Source organism: Allobosea sp. 47.2.35 (assembly GCF_024655635.1).
Lineage (GTDB): Bacteria > Pseudomonadota > Alphaproteobacteria > Rhizobiales > Beijerinckiaceae > Allobosea.
In genome coordinates, this window is record NZ_JANLGI010000009.1 from 1 (window position 1) to 17,538 (window position 17,538).

The 17,538-nt window shown below is 67.0% G+C and carries 18 protein-coding genes and 1 pseudogene; 6 read left to right on the top strand and 13 right to left on the bottom strand.

Annotation, left to right across the window (positions count from 1 at the left end; genetic code table 11):
* Positions 1-123: 123 nt before the first annotated feature.
* Positions 124-543 carry a helix-turn-helix domain-containing protein gene (locus tag NUV79_RS12805; protein ID WP_257733472.1) on the bottom strand — a complete coding sequence of 140 codons (420 nt, stop codon included), beginning with the start codon at positions 541-543 and terminating at the stop codon, positions 124-126.
* A 215-nt stretch (positions 544-758) separates the two neighbouring features.
* On the opposite strand from NUV79_RS12805, the gene NUV79_RS12810 reads away from it, so the two are divergent.
* Complete coding sequence (locus NUV79_RS12810) at positions 759-1,562, top strand: DUF72 domain-containing protein (protein WP_257733473.1); 804 nt, start codon at positions 759-761, stop codon at positions 1,560-1,562.
* Between the two features lie 3 nt (positions 1,563-1,565).
* Here the strand turns inward: NUV79_RS12810 and NUV79_RS12815 are convergent, their stop codons facing one another.
* The 7 genes from NUV79_RS12815 to htpX all read right to left on the bottom strand — a co-directional run bounded on the left by NUV79_RS12815 (position 1,566) and on the right by htpX (position 9,377).
* Entirely contained in the window at positions 1,566-2,054 is a 489-nt protein-coding gene (locus NUV79_RS12815) for a YbaK/EbsC family protein (protein ID WP_257733474.1), read from the bottom strand.
* On the bottom strand, positions 2,051-2,329 hold the full coding sequence (locus tag NUV79_RS12820; protein WP_257733475.1) for a hypothetical protein: 279 nt from the start codon (positions 2,327-2,329) through the stop codon (positions 2,051-2,053). The genes NUV79_RS12815 and NUV79_RS12820 overlap by 4 nt, the downstream gene beginning before the upstream one ends.
* Before the next feature lie 3 nt (positions 2,330-2,332).
* Entirely contained in the window at positions 2,333-3,511 is a 1,179-nt protein-coding gene (locus NUV79_RS12825) for a low temperature requirement protein A (protein ID WP_257733476.1), read from the bottom strand.
* 73 nt (positions 3,512-3,584) lie between these two features.
* The gene (gene purH, locus NUV79_RS12830; protein WP_257733477.1) at positions 3,585-5,177 is read right to left on the bottom strand and encodes a bifunctional phosphoribosylaminoimidazolecarboxamide formyltransferase/IMP cyclohydrolase; all 1,593 of its coding nucleotides are present in this window, start codon (positions 5,175-5,177) and stop codon (positions 3,585-3,587) included.
* Positions 5,178-5,278: 101 nt separating this feature from the next.
* Complete coding sequence (locus tag NUV79_RS12835) at positions 5,279-6,997, bottom strand: heparinase II/III family protein (protein WP_257733478.1); 1,719 nt, start codon at positions 6,995-6,997, stop codon at positions 5,279-5,281.
* A gap of 84 nt (positions 6,998-7,081) precedes the next feature.
* Entirely contained in the window at positions 7,082-8,446 is a 1,365-nt protein-coding gene (locus NUV79_RS12840; RefSeq protein ID WP_257733479.1) for an RsmB/NOP family class I SAM-dependent RNA methyltransferase, read from the bottom strand.
* Position 8,447: 1 nt separating this feature from the next.
* Positions 8,448-9,377: a zinc metalloprotease HtpX gene (gene htpX, locus NUV79_RS12845; protein WP_257733480.1), complete on the bottom strand. Its 930-nt coding sequence runs from the start codon at positions 9,375-9,377 to the stop codon at positions 8,448-8,450.
* 116 nt (positions 9,378-9,493) lie between these two features.
* On the opposite strand from htpX, the gene NUV79_RS12850 reads away from it, so the two are divergent.
* Together NUV79_RS12850 and NUV79_RS12855 are read left to right on the top strand one after the other, a co-directional pair.
* On the top strand, positions 9,494-9,715 hold the full coding sequence (locus NUV79_RS12850; RefSeq protein ID WP_257733481.1) for a DUF1674 domain-containing protein: 222 nt from the start codon (positions 9,494-9,496) through the stop codon (positions 9,713-9,715).
* A gap of 234 nt (positions 9,716-9,949) precedes the next feature.
* Positions 9,950-11,092: pseudogene (locus NUV79_RS12855) on the top strand (class I SAM-dependent methyltransferase).
* Positions 11,093-11,175: 83 nt separating this feature from the next.
* On the opposite strand, the gene NUV79_RS12860 reads toward NUV79_RS12855, so the two are convergent.
* Entirely contained in the window at positions 11,176-11,493 is a 318-nt protein-coding gene (locus NUV79_RS12860) for a DUF2853 family protein (RefSeq protein WP_047574507.1), read from the bottom strand.
* A gap of 241 nt (positions 11,494-11,734) precedes the next feature.
* Between NUV79_RS12860 and NUV79_RS12865 the strand changes: the two genes are divergently transcribed.
* A complete protein-coding gene (locus tag NUV79_RS12865) occupies positions 11,735-12,682 on the top strand; it encodes a 2-hydroxyacid dehydrogenase (RefSeq protein ID WP_257733482.1) in 948 nt (315 codons plus the stop codon).
* Positions 12,683-12,686: 4 nt separating this feature from the next.
* Here NUV79_RS12865 and NUV79_RS12870 read toward each other — a convergent pair whose 3' ends face one another.
* The 4 genes from NUV79_RS12870 to NUV79_RS12885 form a co-directional block, all read right to left on the bottom strand.
* Positions 12,687-13,199 (bottom strand): L,D-transpeptidase, encoded by a 513-nt coding sequence (locus tag NUV79_RS12870; RefSeq protein WP_257733483.1) that lies wholly within the window; start codon positions 13,197-13,199, stop codon positions 12,687-12,689.
* 113 nt (positions 13,200-13,312) lie between these two features.
* Positions 13,313-14,137, bottom strand: a complete 825-nt coding sequence (locus NUV79_RS12875; RefSeq protein ID WP_257733484.1) for a heme ABC transporter ATP-binding protein — start codon at positions 14,135-14,137, stop codon at positions 13,313-13,315.
* Complete coding sequence (locus NUV79_RS12880) at positions 14,130-15,209, bottom strand: FecCD family ABC transporter permease (protein ID WP_374679267.1); 1,080 nt, start codon at positions 15,207-15,209, stop codon at positions 14,130-14,132. Before NUV79_RS12880 ends, NUV79_RS12875 begins: the two co-directional genes overlap by 8 nt.
* 23 nt (positions 15,210-15,232) lie before the next feature.
* Positions 15,233-16,183, bottom strand: a complete 951-nt coding sequence (locus NUV79_RS12885) for a heme/hemin ABC transporter substrate-binding protein (protein ID WP_257733485.1) — start codon at positions 16,181-16,183, stop codon at positions 15,233-15,235.
* 365 nt (positions 16,184-16,548) lie between these two features.
* Here NUV79_RS12885 and hmuQ point away from each other — a divergent pair, with 365 nt between their 5' ends.
* Positions 16,549-16,896 (top strand): heme-degrading protein HmuQ, encoded by a 348-nt coding sequence (hmuQ, locus tag NUV79_RS12890; protein WP_257733639.1) that lies wholly within the window; start codon positions 16,549-16,551, stop codon positions 16,894-16,896.
* Between the two features lie 12 nt (positions 16,897-16,908).
* Positions 16,909-17,430 (top strand): heme utilization cystosolic carrier protein HutX, encoded by a 522-nt coding sequence (hutX, locus tag NUV79_RS12895; RefSeq protein WP_257733486.1) that lies wholly within the window; start codon positions 16,909-16,911, stop codon positions 17,428-17,430.
* Positions 17,431-17,538 lie beyond the last annotated feature (108 nt).

The following is a 17,538-nucleotide window of genomic DNA, read 5'->3' on the forward strand; positions in this document are numbered from 1 at the left end:
GCTCGTCAGGCTCATAACCTGAAGGTCGTCAGTTCAAATCTGGCCCCCGCAACCAAAATAACCGCATAATGAAAAGCCCTCGCGTCAGAAATGACCGGGGGCTTTCGACGTTCAAAGGACTCGTCAATCAGGCTGTGACCTACCGGATTGTTCCCTGCGCGCGCCATCAGCTCCGGTCTCAGCAACCGTTTCGACGAGCCGGACGGCGAGCAAACGCTGCTGTCTCGAACGGATTCGGGCGAAGGCTTCATCCAATCGTGAGCTTTCCGGAAACGATGAAAGCTCCGCAAGATAATCAGCTGCTCCAGGGTCGGCGAGACCGTGCTTCGAGTGAGATCCGAATAGGCCTTCGAAGAACAAGCCCGGATCGACATTCATTTCCCGCGAGAGAACGAAAAGTGCGTCGGCGGACAGCCGATGCGCACCGTCTTCGTAATTGCTGATCTGCTGATGGCTGACATCCAGCCACGTACCAACCTTCTTCAGGGAGAGCCCCAACTTGCCGCGCAGGAGCCGAAGCCGAGCTCCGATGTGGCGGTTCACGTCTACCATTTCCGGTTTTATCGGAAATTTCCGCTGCAACGTGAGGAAGAGTGCAACCCATTATGGCGTCACGGCATGGGGCGTCCATCGGATTGCCCGCCGGTTCTCCTGACACCCGCCTGTCGTCGTTGGGACTAGCGTCCCCGAAAGCCGAAAGCGGGTGGCGCTTGACCAGCTATCTGCGCCAGTATCGGCATGGAAGAACGGAGCACCTCATGACCCGCGAAGCAGGCAAGATCCATATCGGCATCGGGGGATGGGTGTTCGAGCCCTGGCGCGGGGCGTTCTATCCGGATGGGCTGCCGCAGAAGCGCGAGCTGGAATATGCCGCGAGCAAGCTGACCTCGATCGAGATCAACGGCACCTATTACGGTTCGCAGAAGCCGGACAGCTTCGCCAGATGGCGCGAAGAGACGCCTGATGATTTCGTCTTCGCGCTGAAGGGCTCACGCTTCTGCACGAACCGGCGCGTGCTGGCGGAAGCCGGGCCTTCGGTCGAGAAATTCCTGACCAGCGGGCTGACCGAGCTCAAGCACAAGCTTGGGCCGATCAACTGGCAGTTCATGCCGACGAAACAATTCGACCCCGCCGATTTCGGGGCCTTCCTCAAGCTGCTGCCGAAGGAGCTGGACGGGATCGCGCTGCGCCATGCCGTCGAGGTGCGCCATGACAGCTTCCGCTCTCCGGATTTCATCGCGCTGCTGCGTGAATACGGTGTCGCGGCGATCACTTCGGCGGATGCGGATTACACGCAGATCGCCGACGTGACGGCGCCCTTCGTCTATGCGCGGATCATGGGGACGAAGGAAATCGAGCCGAAGGGCTATTCCGAGGCGGGCCTCGGTCGCTGGACCAAGGCCGCGCAAGACTGGGCCAAGGGCGGCGTGCCGGATGGCCTGGAGACGGTCGGGCCGGCGGCCACGGCCGAGACACGCGACGTCTTTCTCTATGTCATCAGCGGCGACAAGGTGCGCAATCCCGCCGCCGCCATGGAACTGATCGCGCGGACAAAGGGCTGAGCCCTACTTGGCGGCCGCGGCCTCCTCCGCCGCTTCCTGGCAGGTATCGACCCATTCGGCCCTGGTCAGTTCGGCCATGCGCTCCGGCGCGATGCGCAGCGCGCTATGGGTCGAGCCGGCGGCGGGCACGACGGTGTCGAAGGCTTTCAGCGAGACGTCACAGTAGACCTTGAGCGGCGTCGCGAGCCCGAAGGGGCAGACGCCGCCGACGGGGTGGCCGGTCAGGGCCTCGACCTCTTCCTGGCCCAGCATGCGCGGCTTGCCGCCGAGCGCTACCTTGGCCTTCCTGTTGTCGAGCCTTGCGTCGCCGCGGGTGACGACCAGGACGACCTCGTCACCTATGCGCAAGGAGAGCGTCTTGGCGATCTGGCCCGGCGCGACGCCATGGGCGGCCGCGGCGAGCGGCACGGTGGCGCTGCTCTCCTCGGTGACGATGACCGCGATATCGGGGGCGTGGTCGGCGAAGAAGGCGCGGACGGATTCGAAGCTCATCGGGCAATTCGGGAGGTGAGCCACAGGATCAGCAGGCTGGCGATCGCCGGCACGCCGAAGACGACGAGGAAGATCGGCGCTTCCTCCATCACGGTATAGCCCGCCCGGGCGACGCCGATCCAGAGATTGATCAGGGCGCCTGCGAACCAGAGCGGCAGGAAAAGCTTCACGGCAAAGGGGATTGGCCGCCCGGCCGAGACAGAGAGGCGCGGCGCCAGGACGAGCAGGATGCCGAGCAGGGCGAAGCCGATGCCGATGACCTTGATGGTATGCATGGATCAGGCCTCCTTCGGCCGCAGCGAGATCGCTTCCCAGGCCGCGACCAGGATCAGGATCGCGGTCGCCGCCAGGCTGAAGCCCAGGGGCGGCAGCACTGTCCAGGCCGGCGTGAGCACAGCGAGCAGGCCGAGGCCGACGAGATGGGAGAGGGGATACCAGCCGGCCGTGACCCGTTTGAACAGGAGATTGCCGAGCAGGTAGAAGGCGGGGCCGGCGAGCACGGCGATCGCCGTCTTCGCGTCGGTATGGCCGCCGGGATGGGCGATCACCAGTTCGTCGCCGACGGCGACGAGGATGATGCCGGCGACCAGCAGGACATGCAGATAAGTATAGGCGATCCGGGCGATCCGGCCGGGATCGTCGGAGTGGGCGATATGGTGGCTCGCCCGCTCGGCGCCGATATGGAAATAGATCCACCACATCGCGATCGAGCTCAGGAAGGAATTCAGGAAGGCTGCCAGATTGGCGGCCGTGACCGGCAGCTTTGCCGCGGTGGCCCCGGTGATCAGGATCGACTCGCCGAGCGCGATGATGATGAAGAGCGCACAGCGCTCGGAGAGATGGCCGCCCTCGACATTCCAGTCGGTCGTCTCCGAGCGGCCGAGGCGCAAGACGCGAAAGCCGAGGGCCGGGCCAGCATATTCGATGCCGAGCGCGATGAGCCAGAGGCCGAAGCGCAGGTTACCTTCGCTCAGGCCGCCGGCGATCCAGAACACGGCGGAGATCGAGAGCCAGATGCTGATGCGCTGGAAGTTGCGGTAGTTCGCGGGGGAGGAATCTTTCAGGCTCGCCATCGCGAAGAGCGAGCGGATGAGCTGGGCCGCGACATAGGCGCCGGCGAAGATGAGGCCCCCGGAGCCGAAGGCCTGCGGCAGGGAGCAGGACATCGCCAGCCCGAGCAGCATCAGGACGAAGAGCAGAATCCGGACCGGCGGGCGCTCGGGATCGAGCCAGTTCGTCACCCAGCTCGTGTAGATCCAGATCCACCAGACGGCGGCGAGCAGGAACGCGGCCTGCGCGACGCCGAGCGGGCTGAAATGCTCCAGCAGCGTGTGCGAAATCTGGGTGATCGCGAAGACGAAGACTAGGTCGAAGAACAGCTCGACGTAAGAGACTCTCGCATGCTGGTGTTCGACGCGCTCCCTGAGCAGCGTGCCGGGTTTGTGAGCTTTCGCCATGCAGACCCCTGTCCCCGCCGCGCGCTTTCGCGCGCAGCCCGTCAGCGAGGGTGTCCCGCGGCCCGTGCCGCCGTCAATGGCGGAAGTGGCGGTGCCCGGTGAAGACCATGGCGAGGCCGGCCTCGTCGGCGGCCTTGATCACCTCGTCGTCGCGCATCGAGCCGCCCGGCTGGATCACGGCGGTGGCGCCGGCTTCCGCCGCCGCGAGCAGGCCGTCGGCGAAGGGGAAGAATGCGTCCGACGCCACGACCGAGCCCTTGGCGAGGCTCTCAGCCACGCCGGCCGCTTTCGCAGCCTCGGCAGCCTTCCAGGCGGCGATGCGCGAGGAATCGACGCGGCTCATCTGGCCGGCGCCGATGCCGACGGTGGCGAGGTGCTTGGCATAGACGATAGCGTTCGACTTGACGTGCTTGGCGACGCGGAAGGCGAAGCGCAGGTCGGCGAGCTCGCGCTCGCTCGGCTGGCGCTTGGTCACGACCTTGAGCTCCATATCGTCGACGACGGCGTTGTCGCGCGATTGGGCGAGGAAGCCGCCGGAGACGGTGCGCAGCGACAGGCCGGGGGCGCGGACATCCGGCAGACCGCCGGTCAGCAGCAGGCGCAGGTTCTTCTTGGCGGCGATCATGGCGATCGCTTCCTCGTCGGCATCCGGGGCGATGATGACCTCGGTGAATATCTCGACGATCTTCTTCGCTGCGGCGGCGTCGAGCTTGCGGTTCAAGGCGACGATGCCGCCGAAGGCCGAGACGGGATCGCAGGCCAGCGCGCGCTCATAGGCTTCGAGCAGCGAGCCGCCAGCGGCGACGCCGCAGGGGTTGGCGTGCTTGACGATGACGCAGGCCGCCGAGGCCTCGGGCACGAACTCCGCGACGCATTCGAACGCGGCATCGGTGTCGTTGATATTGTTGTAGGAGAGCTGCTTGCCCTGGACCTGACGGGCGGTCGAGACACCCGGGCGGTTCTCCGGGGTGCGGTAGAAGGCGGCCCATTGGTGCGGGTTCTCGCCATAGCGCATCGTTTCGGCGAGGGCGCCGCCAAGGGCGCGGAAGGCCGGGGCGGTGTCGCCGAGCTCACCCGCGAACCAGTTCGAGATCGCCGCGTCATAGGCCGCCGTGCGGGCATAGGCCTTCTGGGCGAGCTTGCGGCGCAGCGTCAGCGTGGTTGCGCCCTTCTGGGCCTCGAGATCGGCGAGGACGGAGGGGTAATCGGCCGGCTCGACCACGACGGCGACGTCGTGATGGTTCTTCGCGGCGGCGCGGATCATGGCGGGGCCGCCGATATCGATGTTCTCGATGCAGTCGTCATAGCCCTTGCCGGCGGCGACCGTCGCCTCGAACGGGTAGAGGTTCACGACGAGCAGGTCGATCGGCTGGATGCCATGGCCGAGCATCGACGCCTGGTGCTCGGGATGCGAGCGGATGGCGAGCAGGCCGCCATGGACCTTCGGGTGCAGCGTCTTGACCCGGCCGTCCATCATCTCGGGAAAGCCGGTGAGATCGGAGACGTCCGAGACCGGCAGGCCGGCATCGGCGATCGCCTTGGCGGTGCCGCCGGTCGAGACCAGCGCGATGCCGAGCTTGTGGAGGGCGCGCGCGAAATCGATCAGCCCCGTCTTGTCGGAAACGGAAAGGAGCGCGCGTTCGACGCGGCGAAGCTCATTCGGCATCGGGATCAGGTCCGGCTTTGATTGCAGGAAGGCAGTTTCGGCAGACGCGCGCGGGCTATCATGCTGCGCTGCAAAAGGCAAAAGCCGCCGTCGCAGAACTGTCACGCGCCGGGTGCGGGTTCCCCGGCCTCGCGCTCCGCGATCGCGGCGGCGACGGTCTTGCCGGCGCGGGGATTGGCGGCACTGATGCGGCTGAGGCGCCAGGTGACACGCGGCGTCGCGACCGCATCGAAGGCGACGACGAGCTGCTCGGTGCGCCGGCGCCCATCGGATGAAGCCAGGAACAGGCTCTCCTCGATCGCGATGGTCAGCCCGCCGGCCTCGAAGCTCCAGACCTCGCCGGAAGCGAGCGCGAGCAGCGCGCCGCTGCCGTCGCGGACGAGGCTTGCGCGGACATTGGGGTGCAGGTGGAAGCGCAGGGCGGCTGCGAGTTCCGTGCGCGTGCCGGTCAGGGCGACCTCGTCCTCGCCCGCCAGCGCTGCGCCATCGCGAGCGAGCGTCAGGCGGCGGGTATGGGTGGCTCCGAGGCTGCGGCGATAGCCGTCATGGCTCGCGACCCATTCGGCGCCATCCGCACCATCCTGACGGGCGACGCGGACATCGCGGGGCCCGGAGACGACACGCATCTCGCCGAGCACCATCCCGAAATTCGCGCTGGAGCGATCGTCGAGGACGAGGGTGGAATGGGCGGCCGTGCTGCGCGCGGCGAGCTTCAGCTCGGGCGGGCCGAAGCGGCTGGCGCCGCAATTGACGATGATGCGCTGGGCGCCGCTGGAGAATTCGAAGGCGAGACAGCCGGCATGGGTCTCCACCGAATAGGCGCCGCGCGGCGGGGCGCCGGCATCCGCGACGACGATGCTGCGCTCGGCGGCAAGGCGGCTGTAGCCGGAATAGGCGGCGTGCTCGGTCGGGCGGCCGCGGGCATCGTCATAGGCGGCGAGCGTCGCCATCAGGTCCGGCGGGGTCGTGCCCATGCCGTTGAACAGAGCGAGCGCACCGTCACCGTGCCGGAACAGGCGTAAATGCGGCATCATCCGCTCGATCGCGGTCAGCACTCCGCGCGGCGGCTCCAGCCCGCGGGCGGCGAAGGTCTCGCGCAGCGGCAGGAGGTCGAGCAGGAATTCGATCAGCAGGCGCGGGTTGCGCGAGAGATGGCCACCATCGGGCAGGATCTGCTCATCGAGTTCCTCGGTGAGCAAAGCCTCGATCCGGCGGCGGCGGGCGTCCTGCCCGTCGAGGCAGATCGCGGCGAAGGCGATGGCGATCAGGCCGTTCAGGCGGTCGGCGCCTTCGACGGCGCCGGCCAGAGCCAGGCTCAACCGGTCGGTGAGTTGGGAGATATGGCGCAGATAGCGCTCGTAGAAGACGTGGTCGGCACCTTCCAGCAGCAAGGGCGAATGCGACAGGAAGGCGATCAGCCGGCGCGCCATCACGGCCGGTCGGCGAGCGATGTCGTGCCTATCCCGGCGCCGGGTGATGAAATCCTCGACGAGGCTGCGGGCATTGGCGCGGGCGATGGCGGTGTCGGCGGCGCGCATATGGCGCAGCCAGCCGAAGCCGTAGAGCGCTTCGGCCCAGGCCTCGCTTGGCGGCGAGGCGTCGAAGGGCGATTCGCCGTGGCTGCGTAGCATCCGTCCGGCGAAGGCATAGTAGCCTGCGTAAAAGTCGCTGGCCGTGGTCGGGTCGGCGGTGCGCAGGTCGTGCGGGGCGAAGAGCAGGCGGGTTGCGCCGCTGCGGCCGAAGGGCCAGAGCTTGCGGGTCGCGCCGACGAACTGGCCACGGGTCCGCCGCGCCGCCCGTCCGATCGCGGCCTGGGCCAACCCCCGTCGTTCAGCCCACCCGCTCAAATCCCCCGTCGACTCCGTGCCCGGGCGCGGCGGCGCGCCGCGCGAATCCCGGTTCCGTCATAGCCTGATCAGGCGGGTTGCGTAAAATCCTGCCCATCCTGAAAGACGCGGAGTTTCGCCCTGCAACTGGTGCGGCAAGGTGCGGATATCACCGTTACCGTCGATTGCCTCGGCCAAACCGCCGATTTCCTCCGGTCGGACGGGTTCGCGACGAAACTGGGGATTGCGGGCAAGGAAGGCGGCAGTCTGCTCCTCGCCTTCCTGCGGCTCGAGCGAGCAGGTGCAGTAGACGAGGCGCCCGCCCGGCTTCGTCAGCGCGGCGGCGGCATCGAACAGGCGCGCCTGCAGGGCGGCGAGCCGGTCGCGATCCTCGGGAAGCTTGGTCCAGGCGACGTCGGGATGGCGGCGGATCGTGCCGGTCGCGCTGCAGGGGGCGTCGAGCAGCACGGCATCGAAAGGTTCTGCTTTCCAGCTCGCGGCATCGGCGGTGACCACTTCGGCGGAGAGGCCGAGCCGGGCGAGATTGGCCTTGAGACGGCGCAGGCGCGGGCCGGAACGGTCGAGCGCAGTGACATTGGCACCGGTGGCGGCGATCTGGGCGGTCTTGCCGCCGGGTGCGGCGCAGAGATCGGCGATGCGTTCGCCTGTCTTTGGCGCAAGCAGCTTCACCGGCAGGGCTGCAGCGGCATCCTGCACCCACCAGTCGCCCTCGTCGAAGCCGGGCAGGCCGGCGATGGCCTGGCGCTCGCGCAGGCGCACCGAGCCGATCGGCAGGGCGATGCCGTCGAGCTTTTCGGCCCAGCCGGTAGGATCGGCCTTGAAGCTGAGGTCGAGCGGCGGTTCCTCGCGATGGCTCTGCGCTATGGCGGCGGCGGTGTCCTCGCCATAGGCCGTGCACCAGCTTTCGACCAGCCAGTCGGGCGTGTCGCCGAAGACTTCCGCCCGGGCTTCCGCAAGCACCGCGTCGCGCTCGCGGGCGAGGCGGCGCAGCACGGCATTGCCGAGCGCGGCATAGCGGGCCGAGCGTGGGTCCTCATGCAGGTGGCGGATGGCGATGTCGACCGCCGCGTGATCGGGCACGTCGAGGAAGAGAATCTGGGCGGCAGCGGCCGTCACGATCGGCTCGAACGGGCCGGATTTGCGCGGGCTGCCCCTGTCGAGGCGTGCGTCGATGGCCTGCTGGATCGTGCCGAGGCGGCGGAAGGCCGTCACCGCAATGGCGCGGGCGAGGCTCGCATCGGCGGCGTCGAGACCGGATTCCGGCAGCATCCGCTCCAGGGTCTCGTCGAGAGCGACGCGGGCACGCAGGACCTCGTCGATGACGGCAGCCGCGAGCCGGCGGGCCGGCAGGCCCGGTGCATCGTCGAGCTGCGGTGCTGCTTCCGGCTGGGTCGGGCGGCGTGAGGAGGGTTGAGCGGCCATCTCAGCCCCACGGGCCCGGCTGGCGCGGAGAATTGCTCCACGGGCTGTCGCTGGCCTGGGCGGTGAAGCCTGCGCCGGCATTGCCGCGGCCGATGCCCAGCGCGCGCGCCTGCTCCATCAGGGCGGCGATGCGATTGCCGGTGTCGGGATGTGTCGAGAACAGATTATCCATGCCGCCGCCGGTCAGGGGATTGATGATGAACATGTGCGCCGTAGCAGGCTTGGCCTCGGCTGTCTCGCTCGGGATGTGCTGGACCCCGGCCGCAATCTTGGCGAGCGCATCGGCCAGCCAGACCGGATTGCCGCAGATCTGGCCGCCGAGCTTGTCGGCCTCGTACTCGCGCGAGCGCGAAATCGCCATCTGGATCAGGGCGGCTGCCATCGGCGCGAGGATCGAGAGCAGGATCTGGACGATGAAGTTCGGGCGGTTGTCGCGCGAACCGAAGAACATGCCGAAGGTGACGAGCGAGGAGATCGCACCGGCGAAGGTCGCGGTGATCGTCATGGTCAGCGTGTCGTGATTCTTGATATGCGCCAGCTCGTGCGCCATCACGCCGGCCAGTTCCTCATAAGTCAGCGTGCGCAGGATGCCGGTGGTCGCCGCCACCGCCGCGTTCTGCGGGTTGCGGCCGGTGGCGAAGGCGTTGGGCTGGTCCTCCTGGATCAGGTAGACGCGTGGCATCGGCATGTTGGCGCGGGCGGCGAGATCGCGCACCATGCCGTAGAGCTCGGGCGCGCTGCGCTCATCGACCTCCTGGGCGTTATGGGCCGCCAGCGCCATCCGGTCGGAATTCCAGTAGCTGAAGAGATTGGTCACGGCGGCAAAGCCGAGCGCCATCAACATGCCGCCCCCGCCGCCGAGCAGATAGCCGACCGCGCCGAACAGCGCCGTCAGGCCCGCCATCAATAGGCCGGTGCGAACGTAATTCATCGAAACCCCTTCTCAAGCGCGTGTCGGCGCAAGCCCTCGCATCTGCGGGCGTCGTGTCCTATGTGGTGAGGACAATCCCGATCCTGCAAGAGAATCCTGCAAGGAAACGCGCCGATATGCCCGAGAAGATCGATCAGGACAGGCCGGCAGATGCTTCGGAAGCCAAGGTTTTGTCCCCCGCTGCGCAGCGCGCATTGGCGGAAGCGACGGCACGGCGCGCCGCGATCGACGCCCATGCCAAGGAGGTCGCCACGCAGCGCGAGGTCAACGGGCGCGGCGGGCTGGAGCCGGTGCGCTACGACGATTGGGAAGTGAAGGGCATCGCCAGCGATTTCTGACGTTGGGCCTCGGAACATTGTCAATTGGCGGCCCAGCGTCCAAATAGTAGCCGGATAGCAGCGGACTTCTCCATGGACAGCAATGACAAGCGCCTCGCGGCCCTGCGCCGCCTTCTCGTCGAGGCGCATGAGAAGCTCGGTCTGAAGCTCGGCTTCCGGCTCTGGGACGGCAGCATGGTTCCGGCCTCCTGGCCGACGGACGGGCTCGCCATCGGCATCGCCGATGCCGGCGTCATGGCGGCACTGATCCGCAAGCCGAAGCTCGACACGCTGCTCAACCTGCATGTCGCCGATCGGATCGCGATCCTGAACGGTTCGATCTTCGATCTCGCCACGGCGCGGCCGGAGGGCAAGGTCGGCAAGCTCGCGCGCAACATCCCCAAGAGCGCCGTGTTCGATGTCGTCAGGCGCTTCTTGTTCGCGCCCGGCACGGCCGAGGCCGCCGTCAGCCATCGCAAGGGCGACGAGATCGCTCGCGACGGCGCGCCGGCCACCAACAAGGCCAATATCGCCTATCACTACGACGTCTCGAACGATTTCTACCGGCTCTTCCTCGACGAGGAGATGGTCTACACCTGTGCCTATTTCACCGAGGATCACGGCGATCTCGAACGCGCCCAGCGCGACAAGCTCGACATGATCTGCCGCAAGCTGCGCCTGCAGCCGGGAGATCGCTTCCTCGATATCGGCTGCGGCTGGGGCGCGCTGGTCTGCCATGCCGCCCGCTATTACGGCGTCGAGGCCCACGGCGTGACGCTGGCCGAGGAACAGCTTGCCCTGGCGCGCGAGAAGGTCGAGAGGCTCGGGCTTCAAGGCAAGGTCACGCTCCATCTCAAGGATTTCACCCAGATGGAGGGGGAGTTCGACAAGGTCTCCTCGATCGGCATGTTCGAGCATGTCGGCATCCGCAACCATCCCTCCTATTTCTAGGCGGTGAACCGGCTGCTCAGGCCACGCGGCCTTTATCTGCATCACACGATCTCGCGCCGCGCCAAGAAGACCGAGAAGGCCTTCAACAAGATGCCGGCGGAGTATCGCGCGCTGGTGCGCTACATCTTCCCCGGCGGGGAGCTCGACCATTTGGGCATGTCGATCGCCAATCTCGAGCGCCACGGCTTCGAGGTCCATGATGTCGAGGGCTGGCGCGAGCACTACCAGCGCACGACGCGGCTGTGGTGGGAGCGGCTGGAGGCCAACAAGGCCAAGGCCGAGGCGGAGATCGGCCCGGAGCGGACGCGGATGTGGGCGCTCTATCTCGCGGGCTGTTCGCTCGCCTTCGAGCGCGGCGGGGCGCTGGTCAACCAGACGCTGGTCTCGAAGCGGCGTAAGGGACCGTCCGGCCTGCCGCTGACGCGCGCAGACCTCTATCGCGCCTGAACAGGCCTATGGCCGGCTTGCCGCCGGCCTCCCGTATCGCCCTGTCTTGGGGAAATCGCCCGGCCGTTTGCCGGGCCAAGGTCTTACTTCTTGACGAAGAGATCGAGCTTTCCGTGATGCTCGGCCAGGAGATAGTAGAAGGTCAGGCGGGATTTGGTCTTGTCGGCCTTCATGTGCTCGCAGATCGCCTTGACGGAGCCGTCGAGGTCACCGGACTTCAGGCCGAGCTTCTTCTTCAGGAAATTCTCGCGGACGCGATCGAGTTCCGCCGGATCGGAGCAGGCGACGTAGCGGGTGTCGGGTTTGCTCATCACAAGCGCGTAGGATTTCGACATGCCGGCAAAGGCCGCTTCGTTGAGCGGCTTCTTGGCGAACTTCTTCACGTCGGCAAGATGATCCATCTGGTAGCCCCTTCCTGACCCGCACGAGCGTACGGGTGGTTACGTGTCGCGGGCGGAGGTTAACGCGGTTCTTCACAGGGGGCGAGAGGGCAACGCAGGTGATTTCCAGATTTTGGAACCCCTTCGCCCAATCTTTGGTAGAAGGCGGGGAATGCATGGCGCGGATGGCCGGGCCAACATCAGCATGGGTTGAGCCGGCGCCGATGCGGTGCTGCGATGCAGCATCTCCCGGAGCACCCTGATGAAGCCGACGATCCTGATGATTCCGCGTCTTGCCGACGATGCGATTGCGAGCCTGAAGCAAAGCTACACGGTGATCGGGCCGGTCGATGGCGGCGATGCTGCGAGCATCCTCGCTGAGGCGCGAGAAGCCCGCGCGCTGGTGACCTATGGTGGGCTCCGGACCGACGATGAACTGATGGCCGCCTTGCCGAAGCTCGAGCTGGTCGCCTGCTACGGCACCGGCATCGAAGGGGTCGATGCCGCCGCAGCCAAGGCGCGGGGCATCAAGCTTTGCAATGCCGCCGATGCCAATGCGCGCAGCGTCGCGGAGTTTGCTGTCGGCCTGATGCTCTGTTCCATGCGCGGGATCGGGCGAGGTGATCGGTTCGTCCGGGAAGGCCTATGGAATCGCCGGGGGATCGAGCCGGTGGCCAACACACCGGACCTTGCCGGCCGGAAGATCGGCATCTACGGGCTCGGGGCCATCGGCAGCCGCATCGCGAGCCGGGCAGCGGCCTTCGAGATGGAGGTCGGATATCACAGCCGTTCGCCCAAGCCGGAATTGGGCTATCGCTTCCACGACAGCCTGCTCGGCCTCGCCGAATGGGCGGATGTGCTCATGATCGCCGTCCGGGCGAGCGCCGAGACGCGCAATGCCGTCAACGAGGCTGTCCTCGACGCGCTCGGGCCGGAGGGCCATGTCGTGAACATCTCGCGCGGCCTCGTCATCGACGAGGAAGCGCTCTGCGATGCTCTCGAACAGAATCGGATCGCCGGTGCGGCGCTCGACGTCTTCGCGGCCGAGCCGCATGTGCCTGAGCGCCTGCGCAAGCTCGACAACGTCGTGCTGACGCCGCATATCGCCGCGAGCTCGCAGGATGCCAAGAAAGCCCAGCTGCGCACGCTGCTGGGGAATCTCGAAGCGTTCTTCGCCGGCCGGGCGATGCCTTCGGCCGTGGCACTCTGACGTATCAGGGCAGGACGACGACCGGCGTGCCCATCCGTACGCGGGCATAGAGGTCGATCACGTCCTGGTTGTGCATGCGGAAGCAGCCATAGGACGCCGCGGTGCCGATCGTGTTCGGCATGTTGGTGCCGTGGATGGCGTATTGCCCGGTCGGGCCGAGCCCGATGACGCGTGCGCCCATCGGGTTGCGGGGCGAGCCGCCGGGGATGACGTCGGGCAGGCGGGGATTGTCGCGCCTGACCTCGGCCGGCGGGCTCCAGGCCGGATCGACCTGCAATTCCTCGACATATTTGACGCCGCGCCACTGCTTGCCGGCCTTGCCGACGGCCACGGTATAGCGGATCGCCTCGCCGGGCGCGGTGACGAAGTAGAGTTTCCTCTCGCCGGTGCGGATCACGATGGTGCCGGGGTCGAAGCGCCCGTCGCGCATTCCGACGATCTCGCGCGCCTGTACCGGCGGTGCGGCCGCGCTGGCAGCCGACAGGGCGATGATGGCAAGGGCGACATGTCTGAGCATGGTCGGAACTCCCGCTGGAAATTGGCGGGAGTTGTGGCGCCGTAGCCGTGAAGCGGGGGTTGAGCGATATGGTGAAGGGGCGATTCAGGATGAATCGCCGATGAACCAGCGCTTTAGGCCGCCGGCCGGGCGCGATGCTGCTGCGGCAGCAGGAAGGGCAGGCCGGGGGCGGGTGCGCGGCTCAACGTGAGGTCGACCTTGAAGACCTGGCGCAGCAGGGCGTCGTCCAGGGTCTTCGCGGGGGGACCCTGCGCGATGATGTGGCCCTGATCCATCACGACGAGATGGTCCGCATAGGTCACCGCGAGGTTGAGATCGTGCAGCACGATCAGGACCGCAACGCCGCGAGCAGCGATGCTGCGGGCCATGTCGAGCAGGGCGAGCTGGTGGCAGAGATCGAGGCTGGCGATCGGCTCGTCGAGGAAGAGCACCTGCCGCTCGGCGATGCTGCGGCCGGCTTCGAGCTGGCAGAGCACCCGGGCGAACTGCACGCGCTGCTGTTCGCCGCCGGAGAGCGTCTGATAGCGCCGGCCGGCGAGGTCGATGACGCCGGCGGCGGCAAGGCTTTCGGCGACGATAGCCTCGCGCCGCTGGCGCGTAAGCGCGCGGCCGATGCCGTCGACGCCGAGGCTCGCGACCTCGTAGACGCTGAAGGGGAAGACGAGGCGGGCATGCTGGGCCATGACCGAGCGCAGGCAGGCGAGGCGCCAGGCGGGGATTGCTCTGAGCGGCTCACCGGCGATGCGGATCTCGCCGACGGCCGGCTTGATCTCGCCGGTCAGGAGCTTGAGCAGGGTCGATTTGCCGGCGCCGTTGGGGCCGATCAGGATCGTGGTCGTGCCGCCGGCCAGTTGTAGGTCGGCATTGGCCACGAGCTTGCGTCCGCTCGCGAGAAAGCTGACGCCATGGCCGGAGAGGATCGGGTTCGATTCAGACATCGATCAGGCTCGTGCGGCGCAGCAGTAGCCAGAGGAAGAAGGGCGCGCCGATCGTAGCGGTGACGATGCCGATCGGCAGCTCCGCCGGGACGACGATGAGACGGGCGACGATATCGGCGCCGACCAGCAGCATCGCTCCGCCGAGCGCCGAGAGTGGCAGCAACAGACGGTGATCCGGGCCGACCGAAAGCCGGATCAGGTGCGGCACGACGATGCCGACGAAGCCGACCATGCCGGCCGAGGCGACGCTGGCGCCGACGGCAAGCGCGACCAGCAGGATCGCCAGCGCCTTGATGCGCTGGACGGGGATGCCGAGATGATAGGCTTCAGCTTCTCCAAGCATCAGCCCGTTCAGGCCGCGCGCCAGCAGCGGCATCAGCAGGAGCAGCGGCAGGATGATCGGCGCGACCACGGAGAGCTTCGTCCAGCTCGCGCCGCCGAGGCTGCCCAGCGACCAGAAGGTCAGATCGCGCAACTGCCGGTCGTCCGAGATGAAGGAGAGCAGGCCGGTGAGAGCGCCCGCCATGGCGCCGAGCGCGACACCCGCAAGCAGCATGGTCGCGACGGAAGTCCGGCCGCCGCGGGTCGAGATCAGATAGAGCGCGAGCGTCGTGACCAGGCCCCCGCAGAAGGCCCCGATGGGAAGAGCGGCGAAGGGCAGCTTCATCATGGTGCCGGCGAGGAAACGGTCGCCGAGGACGATCGTGGCAGCCGCTGCGAGGCCGGCGCCGCTGGACACGCCGACGAGGCCGGGATCGGCGAGCGGATTGCGGAACAGGCCCTGCATCAACGCACCGGATACGGCGAGGCCCGCGCCGACAAGGAGGCCGAGAAGCACGCGCGGCAAGCGGATGTTGAGCACGACGAGCACGTCGCGCCCTTCGAGCAGGCTCGTGTCCCCTGTCAGGCGTGCCATCAGGATTTCGGCGACGCGGCCTGGGGCGATTGGGATCGCCCCCTGGCCGATGGCGACGATGGTCAGGAGCAGACAGGCCAGCGTGAGCCCGGCAACGGCGAGCAGGCCGGTGCGGCGCCGGCCCGCGATCAGCGTCGTCAGGGTTGTCGTGGCCACGGTCGGGGACGGTGCCGCGAGGGTCACGGGGCGGCGGCGGTCTTGAGCGGCGGGATGGCGGCTTCCGGATAGATCGCGGCCATCAGGTCGCGCGCGGCCATCGGCGTGCGCGGGCCGAAGCCGAGCAGGTAGAGCCCGTCCATATGGACCAGCCGCTTGCCGGTCGCGGCGGGCGTCTGGGAGAAGGCGGGCATCGCGAAGAGCTCGTCCGGCGTGGTGTTATGGGCGCTGCTGTTGCGCATCATCAGCACCATGTCGGGGGCCGCAGCGGCGATAGCCTCGTCGGTCATCGGCTTGTAGCCCTCGATGGCGTCGGCGACATTGATGCCGCCAGCGAGGTTGATGATGCCGTCGGCCGAGCTGTTGCGGCCGCCGACCATGGCGCGGCCGTTCTGCAGGGAGAGCAGGAAGAGGATGCGCTTCTTCTTGGCGATGCCGGCACGCAGCGTCGCGAGTTCGTCGAAACGGGCCTTGGTCTGCGCGGCCAGACGCTCGGCCGGAGCCCCGGCGCCGATCGCTGCGCCGATCGCTGCGATCTTGGAGCTTACGCCTTCGGGAGTCAGGCCATCATTGATGCGGGCGATCTTTACGCCGGATTCGTTCAGCAACGACACTGCGTCCGGCGGGCCGGCGCCGTCGATCAGCATGATCAGCGTGGGCTTCAGCGAGAGGACGCCCTCGGCCGAGAGCGCGCGGACATAACCGACATTGGCCTTCTGCTTCAGCGCTTCCGGCGGAAACTGGCTGGTCGAGTCGACGCCGACGATGCGGTCCTGCAGGCCGAGCGCGTAGATCACTTCGGTGATGACGCCGCCGGCGACGACGATGCGATCCGGTGTCTGGGCCAGCGCCGCCATCGGCAGGGCGCGCGAGAGGCCGAGGCCGAACGCACCCCAGGCGAGAGCCGCCGTGAAGGTGCGGCGGTTCGGCTGCCGGAGGCCGCGATGCGCTTCGGTGATGCGCGAGCCAGACATATCGCAACTCCATTCAGGCGCAGACGGATGCTTTCCCGCTGCGAGTGCTCAAGCAAGAAGGCCGCAGTCAGTTTAAAATGATTCCATTCAAAGTAGATCCTTGTTTTTAATTATTCAAAACAAAGATCTCTTTGCGATATTATTGACGCTGATATTAGCCTTTACTACAAGGGGTCAAGGGCAACGCAACGCGTCGCCGACCTTCTCGGCAGCGACCGCGCCGGGCGGCCGGTTGTCGGTCGTGCGCATGTTCCGGCCGAGCCCTCTTCGACAGAGACGGTTGACCGGGATTGCGATTGCCCGCCCGCTTCGGCGGTATCGTTCGTTTCCGCCGTTCTCCGGCGCGTCAGATGCAGGGTTTTTCGATGTTCATCGCCATGAATCGCTTCAAGGTCGTCAAGGGCGAGGAAGCCGCCTTCGAGACGGTCTGGTCCTCGCGCAAGAGCCGGCTCGACGAGATGCCGGGCTTCCTCTCCTTCCACCTGCTGAAGGGGCCGGAGAAGGAGGATCACACCCTCTACTCCTCCCATACGAGCTGGGCCTCGAAGGAGGACTTCACGGCCTGGACCAAGTCCGAGCAGTTCCGCGAGTCGCATCGCAGTGCCGGCCAGCCGCGTCCGAAGCCGATGTATCTCGGACATCCCGAGTTCGAGGGCTTCGAGACCGTGCTGAGCGAGAGCAATCCGCATCTGCCCCGCCAGGCCGCCGAGTGAGGCCTTAAGCCAATGACGACCGCCGACACCATCGCGCAGGCTCCGATCGAGCATGCGCGCTCCCTGCTCGCCGCCAAGCCGGATGGCCTGATCGAAGCGATCGCGCGCGAAGCGAGGATCTCGACGCGCGCCGTGCTCGAGCTTCTCCCCGCGGCGCAGCGCCAGCTCGTGGCGCCCGAGCGCTTCGAGGATGTCTGGAAGGAGCTCGCCACCTGGGGCACGGTGCTCTTCCTGATGCACACGCCCGACATCGTGCTGGAATGCGAGGGATCGCTGCCGGTCGGCAGCTTCGGCCATGGCTATTACAATATCCATGGTGACAGCCCGATCGGCGGGCACATCAAGGCCGAGAACTGCCGAGCGATCTATCTGGTCGACCGCTCGACGGCGCAAGGCCGGCGCGCCTGCTCGGTGCAGTTCTTCAACGGCTCCGGCGAGGTGATGTTCAAGGTCTTCGTGCGGCGCGATGCCGCGCGCGAACTGCTGGCCGACCAGCTGGCGCGGTTCGAGGCGCTCAAGAGGACCTTCGCCTGAGCCCCAAAAAAACCGAGATGGTGCGGCTCATGCATCGCGTGGCGCAAGCCGCGCGATGCGGGTATTGATCACTGGCCATGAGCGGGATTCATCATTCGTTAACCATGC